Genomic DNA, 17,267 nt, shown 5'->3' on the forward strand with positions numbered 1-17,267 from the left:
ATAGTAGGAGTTTCATTTGTTAATCACAGCAACTTTCTTTTATTAATGAAGCAGTCCAAGAGGATGCTTCCATTGTTGATAAGTCAACTCTATGAGTTGCCATCCAGTCACCATTTGCTTCCACAAACTTTTGAACATTACCTTCAGGCGCTTGATGAATAACAATAATTTTTTTAGGATCTTCCTTGCTTACTCCTCTGAAAAGAGGCTTAATATCAAATTCTGAATGCCTTTTATCTGCTTCTGCACTATCAAATATCGCAGCCCATTCATCGAAAGTGCTTTCAATTTTAAAAGTAAACACGGAAGTGACTGAACAAGACATAAAAAAAGAGCTAGTTGCCCTTATTATATATAGACTGAGAATCAAATAAATACTAAATAAAATCGTTCCAAATAAATTGATTGCAGACAAATAATGCTTAATTTGTCAGGAAGTACCACGTTAAACTAAGCAAAAAATAGTATAGCTAGAAAGGGTAGTGCTGCACTAGTCCTGTTAAGTATTTTTGGAGCACTAGGTCGCAGGTTCGAATCCCGTGGTCCCGACTCTTAAAAAACAATTTATATTATGGAGTTTCCTAAACTATCTTTTTTATTGATTTTTTTCTCAGATGAGAAAGGGGCTCTAGTAGAGGTTCTAGCCTCTACGAAGATTCCCCAAAAGTTTTAATTACACATAGATGAATTAAAGAATCCCTCATTGATTTAAGGTTTATTTTTAAGTGTGACTACTTTTTTATAGTATTTTTAAGTACTAATACAAATTAGTAATTTAATTCTTTATTTAGAAACCTTGCAAGTTTTTGATATCCCTCTTTTGATAAGTGAGGACCAGAAGGTGCGTAATCATTCTTGGAATTCTTATCTATAACTTTTGAGCTATCTATAAAAGTGATTTTATGAATCCTAGCAGCATCTTTTATGTGTTTAAAATATCTACTACTTAATGGATTATTTCTCCAATAAGCACTATTTGGGATATACACCACGAATGGAGAACATGAGTCTTTTTGGTTACAGATTGTTTTTAAAGTTTTAATAGCTTTAACACTGGGACTATTGGCAAGATCGCACAAATCTCTTCCCCCAATGCATTTATTAGCATTGTTTTGATTAATATTTAGGAGAGAGTTAATTCTTATTCTTAATGGAACTAAAGTAAAGAATTGATATGGAAAATTATTTTTAAAATTATAGGTATTGAGTTTATCTTTAAGTTCTTCTTGTTCTTCTTTATATTTGTTAATTATTGCAATCTTATTATTAGGATAATTTTCTTTGATAACTTTTTTAAGTAATTTTACATACGTTTCTTTTGGTTGGATAGATTGATCTTTACTAATTATGGCTATTTCTTCACTTTGGAAAGCTTGTTTTTCAATTTTCTCATTGAAAGGTTTATTGTCATTGTCGTAAAAAACTAAAACAATTTTTTTATTTTGGTTATTTGTCTTAATAATTGGAGAAACTATTTGTCTTAGAACAGCAATATATTCATATGGAGTGTTTCCACTACTCCCCAAATTGATAACATTATCGGAAGAAATTTCTTCATAAACTTTTGGAAAAGTAAATTCATCATTTACACATGCTCCTGCCACATATGAGTCTCCGACAAAATAAGTAGTATCTGAAGAGTTTAGTAAGTCCCAATTTTCATCTGAATTACGTAAACCAAATCGATCAGACTTATATGAAACAACTCCATAACCTTCATTACAATATGAAGTTTTGGTATAAGGTAAAGTCCCCACAGGATAAAACTTATTGTCAATAAAGAATTTACGTGTTTTTTTAGGAATAAAGTTTGGCATAAATCCTTTTTTTGCAAGTCTTATTTTTTCAGGAAATTCTATTTTTAATCTATTATTTCTTTCAATTCTTTGAATTTCGAAATTCCTTGGTCTTGATAACAATTCAATTAATGTAAAGATGTAAAGAGGAGTAAGTATAGATAGAGTAGTTATTCCAGCAATTAAAAAATTTTTTTGTAAATTTTTCACTTAAATATTTTATTAAGAGATTTAAATTTTAATATAGCTATCTATACCCTCATTAAAAATGAAATTTTTTTTTATTAGTATTAAAAACTTACATTTAAAATTATTCATGATATTAAAGATATTTCGCAAATAATTTCTAGTAATTTTTTAAAAAATAGAATAAATGAAAGGAGCAACTACAGAACCCTGAGTAAAAACAATTAGTGCTCCCATAAGGACAATAGTTATGATTAGAGGGGCTAACCAATATTTTTTTCTTATTCTTAGAAAATCCCAAATATCTTTAGCTAGATCTAAAAAACTTTCCATTTTTAAAAAATACGACTCAAATCAATTTTAGTATTTCTTTTCACCTCTCTGTATGAATTTTTATTAATTTCTAATTGTTTTGACCTGAGTGGATCATAACCGAATATTTTCATAAAGAATGCGATAGGCATTAAAACAAATATATGAACTATGCCAAGAATAATGTGACTATTTATCCAACCTAAGCTTAGACCTAACTTCATCCATGCTCTATAAGGAAAAAGAAGTAACTTTGGTTTAATAATTCCCAACATTAAAAAGGGTATGCTTATTAATAAGGTCCATTTTCTGAAATCATGGCCTGTTAAAAAAGGTAAAATCCATCCAATCAATATTGGAAAAATAAATCCAATTAAAATGCCAAACTCTCGTAGTTCTTTTTTGGTTTCTTTTCTCAGAAGCATTAATCTAATTCAAATTCTTGTTCCCAATCTTTATTATCTTTTATTTTAGGTTGGTCATTTTTAAATAATATTTGATTCTGCAAAACAAGAATATCCATTTCTGTTCTCATAAAACATTTATAAGCATCCTCTGGTTTGCACACTATTGGTTCGCCCCTCACATTAAAAGAAGTATTTACAATACTAGGACAATTTGTCTTTTTTTTAAAAGCTTTAATTAGTGCATAGTATCTAGGGTTAGTTTTTTTGTTAACAGTCTGAATTCTTGCCGAATAATCAACATGAGTAATTGCTGGAATACTAGATCTAGGTATATTTAATTTTTTAATGCCAAACAACTCTTTTTGCTCTTTTGTCATGTCAAAACATAATTCTTTTTTTACAGGTGCTACTAATAACATATAAGGACTAACAGTACTAAGTTCAAATTGATCTGCCACATCTTCTTCGAGAATTGATGGAGCGAAAGGTCTAAAACTCTCCCTATATTTTATCTTGAGATTCATTAAACTTTGCATTTTCTGATTACGAGGGTCTCCAATTATTGATCTTCCTCCCAAAGCTCTAGGTCCAAATTCCATTGGGCCATTAAACCAACCTACAACCATACCTTCTGCAATTTTTTCAGAGATAATTTCAAAAAGAGTCTCATCTTTATAACTCTTAAATGGGGCATTTATATTATTTAAGTAATAAATAATTTCCTCATTTGAATAATTGCAACCGAGGTAAGTCCCTTTCATTGAATCTTGAGGGTTAATTATTCTTTTTTTTCCTAAATATTCGTGCCAACATACAAGTGCAGCTCCTAAAGATGATCCTGCATCTCCACTCGCTGGTTGTATCCATAAATTTTCAAAAATTTTATCCTTAAGTAGTTTTCCATTAGCAACACAATTTAATGCTACTCCTCCTGCTAGACAAATATTTTTAATCCCTGTCTCTTTTCTGAGAGATTTAGATATCTTAATAACTATCTCTTCTGTAACAACTTGAATAGATGCTGCCAAGTCCATATGAAATTGTGTTAATTCTGTTTCCTTTTCCCTAGGAGGCATTCCAAAAAGTTTTTTAAAATTATTACTTGTCATTACGAAACCACGATGATACTTAAAAAATTTCATGTTTAAATTAAAGGTTCCATCTTCTTTAATATCTACTAAATTATCTTTTATTAACTTGACATATTTTGGGGTTCCATAAGGAGCAAGACCCATTAACTTATATTCTCCAGAATTAACTTTAAAACCACAATAATATGTAAAAGCTGAGTACAAAAGGCCCAAAGAATGGGGAAAACTTATTTCCCAAATAGGGTTGATTTCGTTCCCTTTACCAATCCACGCAGATGTTGTTGCCCACTCTCCAACTCCATCCATACAAAGAATCACAGATTCTTCAAAAGGACTTGGATAAAAGGCAGCTGATGCATGGGCTTGATGATGCTCTGTGAAAAGGATCTTAGGAACAAAAGGAGTCTCATTTGGTAGAAGTTGCTTTTGGATAAGTTTGAATTTATTCTTCATTTCTGATTTTAAAAAAAGTTTTTCTTTTAACCAAACCTGCATTGCAGAAACGAATGATCTGATCCCCCTTGGCGCTACAGCCAAGTATGTTTCTAATAATCTTTCAAACGTTAAAAGAGGTTTTTCATAATAAACAATGTGATCTATATCACGTAAATCTAAATTATTATTTTTCAAACAAAATGTGATGGCATTAATTGGAAATCTTGAATCGTGTTTTTTTCTGGAAAATCTCTCTTCTTGTACTGCATTAACAATTTCCCCATTACTAATTAAAGTAGCTGCACTATCATGATAAAAACATGAAATCCCAATTATATTTTTTTTATCTTTTATATTTTCTATCTTATTTAAATTCATTAATTTTAAAAATAAATTTCTAGAAAATTTATAGTATTATATCTAAAACTTTGCCATATTACTTTTGGCAAAATTTATTTTTATTATTTGCGTTTTATAATTTTTGTACATCAATTAAAATTATTTATTAATAAAAGTTATTTTAAGTAATATTTTATATGGAATTTTTTCTAAGCTTTGGCAAAATCAAGCAATATTCCAAATCAAATAAATCTTCTTAATTGAAAAATAAATTTGAAAGGTTAAATGTATAGATGTAGTCTATGAAATATATTGGAGAGTTTAAATAAGTTATTTTAAATTCTTATGTTAGAAATTATTTGAGGCAAAATCTCAATGAGTACACTCTTCGTTTACTCCCAGACATACATTGACTTTATATAGTACGAGTCAATTTAATAACCTCTCTAGTAGTTGGAATTTCTGGAGAGGTTTATTGTTTCTACCCTCGACCTATAATTTTATTGATTGACAGTCGATTTACATTAGAGGAAATAACTACCTTCTTTTTTAATGTCCATAAATACATTTCTTCTGCTGTTATTAGTGATTGCGAATTATACAAACTTATTTTTAAATATAAAAAACAGGAAAAAATGATTGGAAGTTTACCAAAATTAATCGCACTTCTTATGGCATTGCTTCTTGTAGCAAGCACTTTTGTTGGTGGAATTATTTACTTTATAAGATGACTTATGAAACTATATATGTAATCACAATGATTGTATTTTTGGGATACTTGATCTATCCCAATATAAAATTTTTAAGAAGATAATTGAAGCGCTTACTATTTGCATTGCTAATAGTTAATAATTTACAGCCAACTTAAAGAGAATCGTATAACATTTTTAAAAATTCAATTTTAAATGAAAAAAACTATTTTGATTAGTTTAATTGCTGGCATTGCTGGGCTTGCGATTGGTTATAAAGTTCCAAAAGACAAGAATGTTGGTTATGTAATGATTTCTGGCAGAATTACAAATCCTGATCAAGCAGGTAAATACTTTGAAAAAGTAAATGACGTAGTTGTTAAAGGTTGCGGAGCAAAGACATTAACAGTTGATTATGAAACAGATGTAAGAGAAGGATATGAAGGACCGTTTACTGTGCTCGCACAATTCCCAAGCAAAAAAGCGGCGCAGGATTGCTATGAAGGTGATTATCAAGAAATTATTCCTTTAAGAAAAGGAGCTATAGATATGAATTTCAGAATAGTTGAAAGAAATAGATAAAAAATATTTTATTAATGAAATAACTTTTTAACCTATTTAGCGTTTTTTGTAATTAAGATGTATAAATCAAATATTTAATATAATGATCGAAAAAAAAGAAGACAATATTCGAAGCGAAAGCTATTACCCAGATAGTAATTTTTATCTTGATCAGGACAATACTCCTAAAGAGTTTTCATTTTCAGAAGATCAAACATCCAAGATGGGTGAATTTTTTGAATGGCCAAATAGCTATTGGTTTATTGCAGAAAGAACAAATGGAAGGCTGGCAATGATAGGCTTCATGGCTGTCATTATTAACTACACCTTATTTGGATGGATAGCATATCCAATCCTTTAAATCAGTAATTCTGATCTTGATAAAAATGTTTTAGATTAGTCTGGAAGACATTTTCTCCAATATACTGCGTTTGTTTCAACTACATCTGCTATTTATTTTGGCTGATCATTTTTCAATGATGTTAGTTACCTCCACTTCACCGTAAAATATTCAAGTCTTTAAGTTGCAATTGATTAAAAACCCTCCAAGGTAGTGTTTAATGCATTTAAAAGTGGACTTTTATCCTTAAAAACAATTTCTAAAAATACTGGTCTCCTCCAACCTTTTTTTTATAGTTGTTTATATTCTTTTCGTGCATTTTCCATAGTATCTACCCTCATAATTCATAAAGCCAAATTACAGTTAAAAGATTTAGTTGTACTTTAAGAGAGATAGATATTATTAAAAACTTTTTCTTAACTCATGATTGATTTGTATCTTCTCCAGAAAGTGAAATAAATACAAGTTTCATAATAATAAGTGGCGATAAATTTAATAAAAAATTTCAAAACCCCTCATTACGCCGTCAATAGTGACTTATTTTGTCATGTGAAATTTAGATATCCCGACAACTATTAATTTATAGCTTGTATATATTGCGATTTATATATATTTATATAAGTATTATTAAAAAAAGATATTGAGAGACTTATGAAATGAAGATTGCATTTTATTTTTTCATAATTGCTCAAATTTTAAATTTTGTAAATGTTTTTGCAGAAAAAAGTATAAAAGATTCTTCTAAATTTAATTCAATCAAGTGGGAAAAAGTACTTGATCATAAAGAAAAACCTTTAAAAAAGATTATTTGGAAATCTTATAATGACGAGAAAAGTTATTTTGAAAATAAAAATTTAAAATCTAAATCAAAGAAGCTGGACAAAACGCAAATTAATCCAGCAACTTGGAACAATAGAAGCTTGCGATTTTCATTTGAGGAAATTGATATGCCAGATGCCGGCGAAAGAATGGGTTTATATAGTATTGGAACCTACGATCGACATAATCATGGACTATATAGCGGTGTCACTCTTTACGGTGCCGCAAGCGGACGCCGTGGCGGATTTTTTACTGGTGGTTATACCTTAGGCGTTGAACGTCCATTAACCGAAAACTTGATTTTCGATGCAGGAGGCTATGTTGGTGCAGGAGGTGGTGGTGCCGCGGCGCAAGGAGGAGGTTTAATGATACGTCCGCATATAGGTCTCAAGTACGACTTTAACTGGAGCATATTAGGACTTAATTATAGCTACGTAGACTTCCCCAACGGTGATATATCCAGCGATGCAGTCGCGCTTTCACTGGATATACCATTCAGTTCACCTGCACTCAATTGGGAAGATACTGGGCTGACTGTTTCGGATTACTTTGGAACTGAATTAAGCAATGTGAGCCTCCACCGATCGCACCTAGCTACTCGCATTCGCAACTATTATCCGACCATAGGCAGCAAAACCACTTCCGGCGGTTCAATTGATGATTCATTGGTTCTGGTCGGAGTAGAATACTCTTACTTTCTTGATAAAAATTGGTTTACCACCTTTGAAACTGCTGGTGCCGTATCAGGTGGAGTAGGAGGGTATGCCGAACTTTTAGCTGGAATAGGTTATCGCCTCCCCCTGACCAAAGATGATCGTCTAGCCTTACTCCCCGCCCTAACTATAGGAGGCGCCGGAGGCGGAGCGGTCGAAACCGGAGGAGGATTTGTTGCCCGAGCAAATCTTGGATTGGAATACCAAGCATCTTCTAATCTCAGCCTGATTATAGACGGAGGCTATCTCACCGCCCCAGATGGCAATTTTGATACCCCATATGTCGGCTTCAATTTGGCATATGTAATGGAAACCTTTGCTAAGGATCAAAAAGGTTTTCTCTTAAAGGAAACAGAGCTTATAGAAACTACCAAATGGCGCTTTCGGCCAGCGCATCAATGGTATTTTGAAGCTCAACGAAGGGGGGGCTCTCCTCGCGATATGCAACTTATGGGGGGAAAAATTGACTGGATAGGAGGAGATTGGTGGTACCTTACAGGACAAGGATTAAGCGCTTATGCAGGAGGAGCCGGTGGTTATTCAGAGGGACACTGGGGGGTAGGCGTTTTTAGCCCAAGCTGGAAGAACTTGCAACTCTATGGCGAAATGCTCATAGGTGCAGGAGGGGGCGGAGGGGTTGATAGCGGAAGCGCATTATTATACAAACCGACTGTCGGGTTAGAATACAATTTAAATCGGGACTTCAGTCTTCAAACTGGCATAGGAAAAGTAATTTCTAAAAATGGAAATCTTGATGCCAACATTTTGGATGTCAGTTTAGTTTGGCGTTATGGGGCATCAAAATAAAGAATCCAACCTCACAGTTTATCTGAGAATAAATTTGGTGTAAAAGAGCTAAAGGGAAGAAATTTTAGGCTAGTCAAATGTTTTTAATGATTTTTCTAATAATTTATTCAATTCTAATAGTTCTTCCTTGGTAAATTTGCGATATTTTCCTGGTGGCACGTCTAACTTAATATTCATAATTCTTACACGTTTTAATGTCTGAACTCTATAGCCTAAGGTTTCACACATTCTCCTAATCTGACGGTTAAGCCCTTGAGTGAGTATTATTTTAAATTTATTCGGCCCCAATTGTTCTACAAAACAATTCTTAGTTATGGTTCCTAATATTTCTACTCCATGACTCATTGTCTGAATAAATTTTCTATTAATTGGTCGATTAACGCTTACTATGTATTCTTTTTCATGATTATTTCTTGCTCTCAATATTTTATTTACGATATCGCCATCATTTGTTAAAAATATAAGTCCTTCACTTGGCTTATCCAATCTTCCAATAGGAAAGATTCTTTTAGGATATTTAATAAAATCTATAATATTATTGGGTTCAACTACCTTATTAGTTGTGCAAACAATTCCAACAGGTTTATTAAAGGCTAAGTATATGTTTTTTTGTTTCATTGATTTTTCTATTCTTTGACCTTCAACTTCTACAAGATCACTATCCTCTACCTTGGTACCTATCTCAGGAACCTTTCCATTAATGGTTACTTTTCCTTCTTCAATTAACCTATCTGCTCTTCTTCTGGAACAGAAACCTACTTCACTTAAATATTTATTTATTCTGGTAGCCATTTTGTCTAAGTTAACTTTTATTTATCTTAAATTCAATTAACTTCAAACAAAAAAGAAATTAATTAAACGGTACTGCTGTAAATGAACGATTAATTTAAAACAAACTCATTTGATCAGTTTCTTTTTTCTTTACATCTTCTACTAGCCATCCCTCATGTGCCCACCCCTTTATGATGGGGAGCAAACCTTTTAATTCCTTCACATCTTTAACTTGCTCTGTCCATTGTTTCTCATATCCATTAGGTATAATAACGGGCATTCGGTGATGAAAAGGTTTAACTAATTCATTTGGCTCAGTAGTTAGAACACAGCAACTCTCTAGTTCAGCACCATCTGGTGAGGTCCACGTAGTCCAAATTGCTCCTAACCAAAAAGTCTCATAATTCTCCTTTCGAAAACGATATTTTTTTTCAAAAAAACCACTCGCAGGTATTAGGCACCTTTTATGTTTCCAACTTCCACTAAATAATTTTTTTTCTTCTAGGGTTTCTGATCTTGCATTAAATGGTCTTGGTCTCTCTTTATCAAATGGGTCTTTCGCCCAAGGGGAAATAAAGCCCCATGTCATAAAAGTAGTTTTAATTCTTCCGTCGTTTTTAACTACAAGCACAGGATCATTAGGTCTAATTACATTTTGAGTCTCGTATTTAGAATCAAGTCCAATTGGATAGTCTAGTTTCAAAACCTTTGGCAACTTCTCAAATTTAGTTTTCAGCTCAAATCTTCCGCACATTTATTTTTAAAATATTTTTAAAACTCACTTAAAAATACATTAAATTTACTTTATTTTAGATCTACTTTCAGTTTTCTCAAATAAAAAACAATTTTTTGATCGAAGAAATTTTTTATCCAAATAATTAAGAGAAAATATAGATATTGAAAAGCTTCCTCAAATTTAATGTGAATGGTTCAAACTTGAATTATGACAGATCCTATTCTTTATTTATCTATGTTATTGGGACTTGGAGGAGTTTATGTATTAATCTCTTCCTTCCACGATGATGACGATGATGATGACGGAGAAAAATATATTTATAATCTTCAACAAACTTATTTAGCAAGATAGTTGATTTGTTTATAAAGACACATCATCTTCAAAAGTTTCTTGCAAAACTAGCTTACCAGTGAAATTAGTTTTATAAGAATAACGAAAATATTTTCTTTCTTCGTAAAATGTCCTCATTATTATATTAATTTTTAAATCAGGTTGTTGGTCCTCTATCCGTATATATTTGTGCCTTAAACCGTACATTTTTATTAGTCGATTGATAAGCATCCCTAGTTAGAACTTAATGGTAACGGAGATAAATTAAATGCCTTCAACACCAATTAAATCTTGTAATAAATATGTTTTGAGTTACAAAGATTCAACAAATAAGACGCACGAAGTTGGCTTCTACGCGCGAGATGCATACGATTGCCTAATACTTGCGAGAGAATTCAACACTTACGTACATGACAATCCAGGATCTGTAATCAGAATCCAACAAAAATTTTGAGGAAATTAATTATGAATTTAAAAAGATCACCATTCGCAATTCAAGAAAAAAATTCAAGAGATCTTGATAATGTAAAAGATTATCCAACAATTGCAGATTTAATGAGAGAACAGAAAGTTCCCCAAGATTACACAAATACAGTTCACCATCGTAGAGATTTAGACTCTCTCGGTTAGTTTACGAGAATGGCTATTTACTAATTTTTAAAAATAACAATTAAGATTAATCCGATTTCTGATTCATTCATAAGATAGTATTTTCTTCCTCAAGTTTTTTTTAAGCTCTACAGGCATATATGCAATATCTTTTGTTATTGCTTTATTGGCATCTCTATACTTTTCAGGTTCAGCTAAAAGCATTTTTATTAAATTGTATTGACTTTCAATTTCTTGGGAAGAAAATTTTCCCATAAAAATTTTTACTACCTTTTTATATTAAATCAACAGTCAAACACTCAAAAGATTAACTATTAGTTAGAGGCTGCTGCAATTTCTTTATGGACGGAAAGAAATTCTTTATCTGTTAGAACTGGTGTAACTTCAATTTCTACACCAAAATTATCGACCCAGATACTACTCCATTTCCATATGTTCTGATGGTTTGAAGATTCAACTATTGCCCAACCATTAGCTCCCTCAGGATTTACTACTCGATTAAGAACTTTAAACCCATCAAATTCATCACCTTCGCATCCTCCTTCAATAAAACCCGCAAAAGCTTCGGCCCCTTGCATATGACTTTCTTGATCTGGAAATTGCCAGTGAACGATGTAAGTTTGCATGAATAAAATTATTTTTTTAATTATTAATTATCGAATTTAAAAATTAAATAAAAAGTCTTTAAACACTAATTAAAAAGGGCTTAAGCCTAAATGGGAAAATAGCAAAAAAAAAAGACTCTTACGAGCCTAGGTGATGGGGACTCCTATAATGACAAATTAAACAGAAACAATCAACCCCATCAATAGGTAATTTTAAATACTTATAAGCACCATATGTAGTGCTAAGACTTTAAAAAGGGCTGGGTGATAAGGATTATCCCGCTTTTTGATTGGAGCGAAGCTAACTCCCTTTTTTTATGGAAAAATTTACTTTAATCAATCAAGTGAGATCGAGGATTAAAGTATTTGAACCTTTTGATGATAGTTCTAAGAACTCTTATATGGTTAATGCAATTTAAATCTTTTATGGTTGCTTCTTTAATTGATCAAGTAAGCTATTTATGAAAGTCTCAAGGGTTGAATCTATCGAAGAAGCGAGAAACGAATATAAAAAAATTTTAGAGGAAGGGTGGGAAAAAAACTTATAGATTCAATAGTTTTTTTTTTTAAAATTGTGGATAGGTACTTTACTTACAATTTGACATTAATAAATATTAATTGATACATAAGCCTCAGAATGGAAGATAGAACATGAAAAATGAAATTTATTCAAATATTAAAGATTCAGATGCTTTGGAAAGTTTTTTTGAATGTATAACTTCTTGTAGCATGAATAGTGAGGGAGTAGATTGCACAACAGCATGTTATGTAAAACATTTAGAACCAAACAATGTCGATTACCCTTTAAAATTTTTATAAGCAAAGCTTATTGATTATTGTTATATTTCATTGATGTTATTCCCACCTCCTCAAGTTATCTTTGGTCTATTGCTTTTATCTATAGCAGTAGTTCTCATATGGGATATTAGGTACAATCCTTTTGGAGAAGACGAAGACGGAATTTAATCTTCAACTAGGAAGCTGATTTGTAGGTGGTGCATGAAATTGCCGTTTCTTTCTTTTGAGTCTTTTGTAAGCGACTAAAGAGCCTAATAATAACAATGTAATAGCTATTGAGTTAATCATATGGGGTAGTTTTATCTATATAAAAACAAATATGTTCTAAATATCAATGACTAAAGTTATTTTTTCAAAAAGTGATTAATTATGGACAAATTTTTAATATTTAGCTTTTTCATTAGTTACCTAAAACAACCAAAAGAAAATGCTCATCTGACCAAAAGTAATTGCTATGCAATAAGAATCACTTTTTCTTATTTCTCATTTGATATTGCAGAACAGCTTTTAGATGTTGTACTTCTTTTTCTAGAGTCTCAATTCTTTTTTTTAGTTCTTCATTAGTTGCCATATTTTTTAGAGATAAATTCCTTGATATTTATACTATTAAAAAAAGCAACTTGTTACTCATGGTAAATGTCTAATAAGTAATAGAACCTATTGATGTGCATAATCTCTCTAGATAAATTATGCAGAGTATAAATTTAGGGGTAATTTATGAGTGGAGATTATGAGACACTAGAAATAAATCAACCTAAAATTACATATTTTCAGAAAAGATCCGAAAATAATACGGAATGGTTGGATGAATTAATCAACCAAATTGAAGATATGAAAAACAATATATCCAAATCTGCTTAATGACAGAAAAAGAATTGAAGGAATTAGAGAAATTTGCAAAAGAAAATGGATATAATGACGAGCTAAAAGATATATATTTAAGGGAAATTATTGACATAAATAAAGAATACGAATGAGATCAAATTTTCGACCAAACATTCGACTAGCCACAAACATTCTTTTAGTTATTGGTACTTTTGCAATTGCTTTAAAGATTACTCCAATAGCAGAGGTATATCAGAAAAAAAATTTATGTATTAAATATTTAAAACATCAAATAGATCGAGACAAACTTATCAAAAGACTAAAAATAGTTAAACAAGCAAATCCATCTAGTATTTGTGACACTATCCTCAAAAGTTAAAAATGCGTATTATTCTTAGAAATTTTAAATTTTTTATTTTTTTATTTTTCTTATCTCTAAATTTCAATAATTATTCTCTTGCACATATGAGGGGGACATTTCTTTCTGAGGAGGAAGCTGAAAAAAGGGCTTTAGAACTTGGTTGCGAAGGAATACATAAGAATCAAGATAAATGGATGCCATGCAAAAACGAAAAAGAATTACATATCTATTTGAGGAAATAGATGGAAAAATTAAAAACAAATCAAAGAAAAATTCACAGAAAAATAACCGCAATTTCAGCAATCCCCTTACTAATTACTATTGTATCTGGGACTATTTATAGTATTCTTCAACCATTAGGAGTAGATGCTTTTTGGTTAATAAAATGGCATACGGGTAATTTTGGCATTATTAATTTGCAACCTTTTTACTCGATATTTCTTGGTATAGCTTCAATAATCTCAATAATATCTGGCGTTAAACTATTACAAAAAAAATCTTAGATATATTCTAAGCCAAGCCAAAATCTAACTAATTAATACTATTTGCGCCACCACTTACTAAGAAAATTATCGCTCCTAGTGCCATTGTTGCTACACCCATATAAGGATATTTCTTAATTCTTGATTTAGTAATTGGAAGCCATGAAAGGTATCTATCAGATTTATTTAATTCATTTTTTTGTCTAGATGGTAATCCTAATTCTTCTCTTCTTTTAGCTTCGCCCATAATCTTAAATTTGTTTATGTATCAATATTAAAAATTATGCTCTACACCTGCGAGTTAACTTTATTAAAAACAGAGGTCCTTTGTAGATAAACAAATTATTTAAAATTTATTTTGCCTTCTTTAAATATAGATTCTTTGTATTTGCCTGATCTGATGTAAATAACAAAATTAAGATAGTTCCAACTAGAAATGAAAAAATCATTGTCAAACCAACAACTTCAACCATTTCACTAGGCAGATAATTTAGAAACATTAATGAATAGATCTCCTATCTTAAACTTAGCAATTGTATTTTTTATGTAAAGTAAGTATTCCTCCTTAAATTTCGAAAAGAACTTTCAAAGACTTTTTAATCTTTATTTATTTTTATTTACGGGATAAATCTAGTTCTAGCCTATCACAATTTTCTTACTTAGCTATTCCTATTTTCTTAAGCAATTTCAGGTAAGGCAAGGCCCAATTACCAAAGGTAAAAGAGATTGTCGTATTTTTTGTAGTTGGAAATAATGTTTTAGAACGTGTAGAAGCTAATTTAGAAAATATCTTAATAGTCTCTACTTCTAGATTATCCATATACAATTTTTTTTGAACACCTCGGTCTTTCTTTTGGGGCAAATAATTTTCTATAAACCATAAGACTTGTTCTAAATTTGATTTATTGGGTGCGGTTTTAATTTTTTTATTTTTCTTTTTAAACATATTTATTTAACTCTAAATTACTGAATTAAATTTGCCATTTATATAATTTAAATCAATAGTAAAAGCATCAAAATTATGTTCTTTTTAATAATCGATAATCGAAAAAATACATTAATAATTACATTGTTTTTATAAAAACAAAAAAAGAGAGGGATAAAACCCCCTCTTAATTGATCAGTCTCAAAAAAGAATTTAATTTTTTGAGTCTTTCAATTTCATTTCTTTTTGTGTTTTCCTGATTCTTTCTTCAAAGACGGATCTCCTGTATGGAGTAACTTCTCCACTTTTAGTAGCCAAAAGTTGGGCTTCATATAGCCTATTGGCTCTTTTGATTTTTTCTCTTATTTGTAAGAGGTTATTCATGGTCTTTTGCAGTTAATGAGAATCCCGTTCCCTACTCCCATTTCATGCGTCCAGAGATATAAACTTGGATGAACGTAAATGAACAATAACATCTTTAAAAAAATTCTGCGAGAGTAATTTTTACTAAATTTTTCTCAAAAAAATAAATATTGAATAGATAGTATAAACAAGGTTTTAATATTTCCTAAATTAGGATAAGAAAATTGTTTGCGACCCATCATTATTATCCTGAATCACTATTTTTTTATTAGGGAAAATATCTGATAATATTCTTTTCAAATTTGAATTGTCTGAATGAATTATATTACTCAAATTTTTTGTATTAATTTTCCAATTTTCATCTACAAATAGTTCTTTATCATCGCCTTTTTCATTCTCCAGTGATGTCTTATTTAGAATCTTAAGTAACAGTTCTGAATCATAATCTTTAAATTCTTCAGGGCCCTCTTTTAAATTTTTAATCATTATTTAGAAATCTAATGTTTCTAAATCTTGCATAAGAAATTTGAAGAATACAAGGTATTAATTACCTAAAAATTTCTCATAAGATAAAAAATCCAGATGCAATAAAAATTTTCTTTAGAAAACTTAATTCCAAAATAGCTAAAGAATGATATTTAAAAAGATTAATTAATCATTTACACCATTTATTTACTTGTTAGGTTGCAATTAAGGGAATCAGAAAAGATGCCAAGAGTAATTAACAAAAAAATTAGACTTTTAAGATGGTTAAACTCAGGCATGATACTACCATTTATCATTATGGCTGCATCCTCATCAATCATTCTTTATGGTGTTTTATTTATCCTAATAAAATAGTTTTTTAATTTAAGCAGCTAAGTTTTCCTGAGATTTAGACATAATTATTGCAGCTTTTTTTAATAAACTAACTACTTCTTTTCTTCCAACTGCATTATCAGCTTGACGCATTATTTCATAATATTTTTTATTTATTTTCTTCATAAATAGTTTTAATTTAATCTAAAATTACAACACCATATGATGGTGTCAACTGTAAATAATTCTCATATATTATTTCTTTGATTATTTTTGCACAATGAAAATTGCTCATTTATATCCTTCAAGTTTTTTATTGATGATGCCAAAAAATCATAAATATCAAAATTAATAATCCTTTTAATTAAGCTATATTGAAGGATTTGAAAACATAAAATAAACCTCCGATTAGGATCAATATTGCAGCTCCATAAAAAAGAAAAGGGATAATTGGATATTTATACAATGTAGACCTTACTTTTTGTTGTATGGCTTTTTTATCAAGTTGAGGCAACTTTATATCTTCAGTTTTTTCTCTAGGCGGAATACCTAAATTTTTTCTTCTCTTTGCCTCTCCCATAATTAATACTGAGGTATTCCCATACATTTTAAATAATTGTTATCAGCTAAATCTAAAATTTGATTCCATTCTTCATCAGATGTTTCCAAATTATTTTTAAAATCTTTTTCAAATTTAAGAATACACCTTTTTTCTATATTTTCTGGAGAATTATAATTTCTTAAAAAAGAAACACTCAAATACGATAATGATGAAAAAACTATAATTATTTTAGCAATCCTAAAATTATTCATACCTTAAATGATATTGCCTCATAAAAAAATAAGGTACTTGTTGGTTTTATAATTAATTTAATTTATTAAAAACAATTATCAAATGATAAATTCGGTGAATTTTAACCATTTGCCTATTCAGGATTTGGTTGTTTCAGGGTTAATAATCTTTATAATGTCGACGATTATTGCCAATATTTATGACCCATTATTAGGAATAACATATGCATTTGGGAATATACTGACTCTGACCTTTTTGAGCTGGTTATACAAAGAGACTTGGAGTGATCCAAGGAAATAAATCTAATAAAGAAAAAAGATAAATAAAAAAACTACTTCTGGATTTTTAATTTCGAAGAATATTTTAAATTAACTAT

The 17,267-nt window shown here is 30.1% G+C and carries 28 protein-coding genes; 11 read left to right on the plus strand and 17 right to left on the minus strand.

The genetic code is table 11. The features are described from left to right. Window positions 1-19 precede the first annotated feature (19 nt). The 5 genes from HA148_RS06135 to HA148_RS06155 form a co-directional block, all read right to left on the minus strand. The gene (locus HA148_RS06135; protein ID WP_209131130.1) at window positions 20-325 is read right to left on the minus strand and encodes a DUF3764 family protein; all 306 of its coding nucleotides are present in this window, start codon (window positions 323-325) and stop codon (window positions 20-22) included. A 442-nt stretch (window positions 326-767) separates the two neighbouring features. After that, on the minus strand, window positions 768-2,006 hold the full coding sequence (locus tag HA148_RS06140; RefSeq protein ID WP_209131132.1) for an SGNH/GDSL hydrolase family protein: 1,239 nt from the start codon (window positions 2,004-2,006) through the stop codon (window positions 768-770). A 147-nt stretch (window positions 2,007-2,153) separates the two neighbouring features. After that, window positions 2,154-2,315, minus strand: a complete 162-nt coding sequence (locus tag HA148_RS06145; RefSeq protein WP_209131134.1) for a DUF5989 family protein — start codon at window positions 2,313-2,315, stop codon at window positions 2,154-2,156. 2 nt (window positions 2,316-2,317) lie between these two features. Beyond that, complete coding sequence (locus HA148_RS06150; RefSeq protein WP_209131136.1) at window positions 2,318-2,719, minus strand: SxtJ family membrane protein; 402 nt, start codon at window positions 2,717-2,719, stop codon at window positions 2,318-2,320. Then, window positions 2,719-4,605 (minus strand): carbamoyltransferase family protein, encoded by a 1,887-nt coding sequence (locus HA148_RS06155; RefSeq protein WP_209131138.1) that lies wholly within the window; start codon window positions 4,603-4,605, stop codon window positions 2,719-2,721. Before HA148_RS06155 ends, HA148_RS06150 begins: the two co-directional genes overlap by 1 nt. Window positions 4,606-5,069: 464 nt before the next feature. Between HA148_RS06155 and HA148_RS06160 the strand changes: the two genes are divergently transcribed. The 4 genes from HA148_RS06160 to HA148_RS06175 all read left to right on the plus strand — a co-directional run bounded on the left by HA148_RS06160 (window position 5,070) and on the right by HA148_RS06175 (window position 8,495). Next, on the plus strand, window positions 5,070-5,297 hold the full coding sequence (locus tag HA148_RS06160) for a hypothetical protein (protein ID WP_209131140.1): 228 nt from the start codon (window positions 5,070-5,072) through the stop codon (window positions 5,295-5,297). Window positions 5,298-5,471: 174 nt separating this feature from the next. Further along, a complete protein-coding gene (locus tag HA148_RS06165) occupies window positions 5,472-5,837 on the plus strand; it encodes a DUF1330 domain-containing protein (RefSeq protein ID WP_209131142.1) in 366 nt (121 codons plus the stop codon). A gap of 82 nt (window positions 5,838-5,919) precedes the next feature. Further along, window positions 5,920-6,177, plus strand: a complete 258-nt coding sequence (locus tag HA148_RS06170) for a high light inducible protein (RefSeq protein WP_209131144.1) — start codon at window positions 5,920-5,922, stop codon at window positions 6,175-6,177. 635 nt (window positions 6,178-6,812) lie between these two features. Beyond that, the gene (locus HA148_RS06175) at window positions 6,813-8,495 is read left to right on the plus strand and encodes a hypothetical protein (RefSeq protein ID WP_209131146.1); all 1,683 of its coding nucleotides are present in this window, start codon (window positions 6,813-6,815) and stop codon (window positions 8,493-8,495) included. A 69-nt stretch (window positions 8,496-8,564) separates the two neighbouring features. Here HA148_RS06175 and rluF read toward each other — a convergent pair whose 3' ends face one another. After that, a complete protein-coding gene (rluF, locus tag HA148_RS06180; protein ID WP_209131149.1) occupies window positions 8,565-9,287 on the minus strand; it encodes a 23S rRNA pseudouridine(2604) synthase RluF in 723 nt (240 codons plus the stop codon). A 94-nt stretch (window positions 9,288-9,381) separates the two neighbouring features. Continuing rightward, window positions 9,382-10,020: an SOS response-associated peptidase gene (locus HA148_RS06185; protein ID WP_209131151.1), complete on the minus strand. Its 639-nt coding sequence runs from the start codon at window positions 10,018-10,020 to the stop codon at window positions 9,382-9,384. A 189-nt stretch (window positions 10,021-10,209) separates the two neighbouring features. Between HA148_RS06185 and HA148_RS06190 the strand changes: the two genes are divergently transcribed. From HA148_RS06190 to HA148_RS06200, 3 genes are all read left to right on the plus strand, one after another. After that, window positions 10,210-10,353: a hypothetical protein gene (locus HA148_RS06190; RefSeq protein ID WP_209131153.1), complete on the plus strand. Its 144-nt coding sequence runs from the start codon at window positions 10,210-10,212 to the stop codon at window positions 10,351-10,353. Window positions 10,354-10,600: 247 nt separating this feature from the next. Then, window positions 10,601-10,786 carry a hypothetical protein gene (locus HA148_RS06195; RefSeq protein ID WP_209131155.1) on the plus strand — a complete coding sequence of 62 codons (186 nt, stop codon included), beginning with the start codon at window positions 10,601-10,603 and terminating at the stop codon, window positions 10,784-10,786. 11 nt (window positions 10,787-10,797) lie between these two features. Further along, window positions 10,798-10,962, plus strand: a complete 165-nt coding sequence (locus HA148_RS06200; RefSeq protein WP_209131157.1) for a hypothetical protein — start codon at window positions 10,798-10,800, stop codon at window positions 10,960-10,962. Between the two features lie 63 nt (window positions 10,963-11,025). Here HA148_RS06200 and HA148_RS06205 read toward each other — a convergent pair whose 3' ends face one another. Both HA148_RS06205 and HA148_RS06210 read right to left on the minus strand, forming a co-directional pair. Beyond that, entirely contained in the window at window positions 11,026-11,196 is a 171-nt protein-coding gene (locus HA148_RS06205; protein WP_209131159.1) for a chorismate-binding protein, read from the minus strand. A 59-nt stretch (window positions 11,197-11,255) separates the two neighbouring features. Continuing rightward, window positions 11,256-11,567, minus strand: coding sequence for a DUF3303 domain-containing protein (locus tag HA148_RS06210; protein WP_075506887.1), 312 nt, complete (start codon window positions 11,565-11,567; stop codon window positions 11,256-11,258). A gap of 1,494 nt (window positions 11,568-13,061) precedes the next feature. Between HA148_RS06210 and HA148_RS06220 the strand changes: the two genes are divergently transcribed. The 4 genes from HA148_RS06220 to HA148_RS06235 all read left to right on the plus strand — a co-directional run bounded on the left by HA148_RS06220 (window position 13,062) and on the right by HA148_RS06235 (window position 14,033). Then, entirely contained in the window at window positions 13,062-13,205 is a 144-nt protein-coding gene (locus HA148_RS06220; RefSeq protein WP_011818700.1) for a hypothetical protein, read from the plus strand. A 112-nt stretch (window positions 13,206-13,317) separates the two neighbouring features. Then, a complete protein-coding gene (locus HA148_RS06225; RefSeq protein ID WP_209131161.1) occupies window positions 13,318-13,548 on the plus strand; it encodes a hypothetical protein in 231 nt (76 codons plus the stop codon). An 86-nt stretch (window positions 13,549-13,634) separates the two neighbouring features. Next, complete coding sequence (locus HA148_RS06230; RefSeq protein WP_025900698.1) at window positions 13,635-13,772, plus strand: DUF3721 domain-containing protein; 138 nt, start codon at window positions 13,635-13,637, stop codon at window positions 13,770-13,772. Next, on the plus strand, window positions 13,773-14,033 hold the full coding sequence (locus HA148_RS06235; RefSeq protein WP_025979844.1) for a hypothetical protein: 261 nt from the start codon (window positions 13,773-13,775) through the stop codon (window positions 14,031-14,033). It begins immediately after the preceding gene. Window positions 14,034-14,061: 28 nt separating this feature from the next. On the opposite strand, the gene HA148_RS06240 is transcribed toward HA148_RS06235, so the two are convergent. The 8 genes from HA148_RS06240 to HA148_RS06270 all read right to left on the minus strand — a co-directional run bounded on the left by HA148_RS06240 (window position 14,062) and on the right by HA148_RS06270 (window position 16,911). Further along, window positions 14,062-14,259 carry a DUF2839 family protein gene (locus tag HA148_RS06240; protein ID WP_209131163.1) on the minus strand — a complete coding sequence of 66 codons (198 nt, stop codon included), beginning with the start codon at window positions 14,257-14,259 and terminating at the stop codon, window positions 14,062-14,064. A gap of 106 nt (window positions 14,260-14,365) precedes the next feature. Next, window positions 14,366-14,512 (minus strand): hypothetical protein, encoded by a 147-nt coding sequence (locus HA148_RS06245; protein WP_187146050.1) that lies wholly within the window; start codon window positions 14,510-14,512, stop codon window positions 14,366-14,368. 155 nt (window positions 14,513-14,667) lie between these two features. Then, window positions 14,668-14,958: a hypothetical protein gene (locus HA148_RS06250; RefSeq protein ID WP_209131165.1), complete on the minus strand. Its 291-nt coding sequence runs from the start codon at window positions 14,956-14,958 to the stop codon at window positions 14,668-14,670. 192 nt (window positions 14,959-15,150) lie between these two features. After that, window positions 15,151-15,321 carry a hypothetical protein gene (locus HA148_RS06255; RefSeq protein WP_198513551.1) on the minus strand — a complete coding sequence of 57 codons (171 nt, stop codon included), beginning with the start codon at window positions 15,319-15,321 and terminating at the stop codon, window positions 15,151-15,153. Between the two features lie 189 nt (window positions 15,322-15,510). Beyond that, the gene (locus HA148_RS06260) at window positions 15,511-15,786 is read right to left on the minus strand and encodes a hypothetical protein (RefSeq protein ID WP_209131167.1); all 276 of its coding nucleotides are present in this window, start codon (window positions 15,784-15,786) and stop codon (window positions 15,511-15,513) included. A gap of 363 nt (window positions 15,787-16,149) precedes the next feature. Then, the gene (locus tag HA148_RS09630; protein ID WP_257471598.1) at window positions 16,150-16,284 is read right to left on the minus strand and encodes a hypothetical protein; all 135 of its coding nucleotides are present in this window, start codon (window positions 16,282-16,284) and stop codon (window positions 16,150-16,152) included. 178 nt (window positions 16,285-16,462) lie between these two features. Next, the gene (locus tag HA148_RS06265) at window positions 16,463-16,705 is read right to left on the minus strand and encodes a DUF2839 family protein (protein WP_079339875.1); all 243 of its coding nucleotides are present in this window, start codon (window positions 16,703-16,705) and stop codon (window positions 16,463-16,465) included. Further along, window positions 16,681-16,911, minus strand: coding sequence for a hypothetical protein (locus tag HA148_RS06270; protein ID WP_209131169.1), 231 nt, complete (start codon window positions 16,909-16,911; stop codon window positions 16,681-16,683). Before HA148_RS06270 ends, HA148_RS06265 begins: the two co-directional genes overlap by 25 nt. Window positions 16,912-17,267 lie beyond the last annotated feature (356 nt).

The sequence above is a fragment of the Prochlorococcus marinus XMU1405 genome, assembly GCF_017696275.1.
In the GTDB taxonomy this organism is placed as follows: Bacteria; Cyanobacteriota; Cyanobacteriia; order PCC-6307; family Cyanobiaceae; genus Prochlorococcus_A; species Prochlorococcus_A marinus_AB.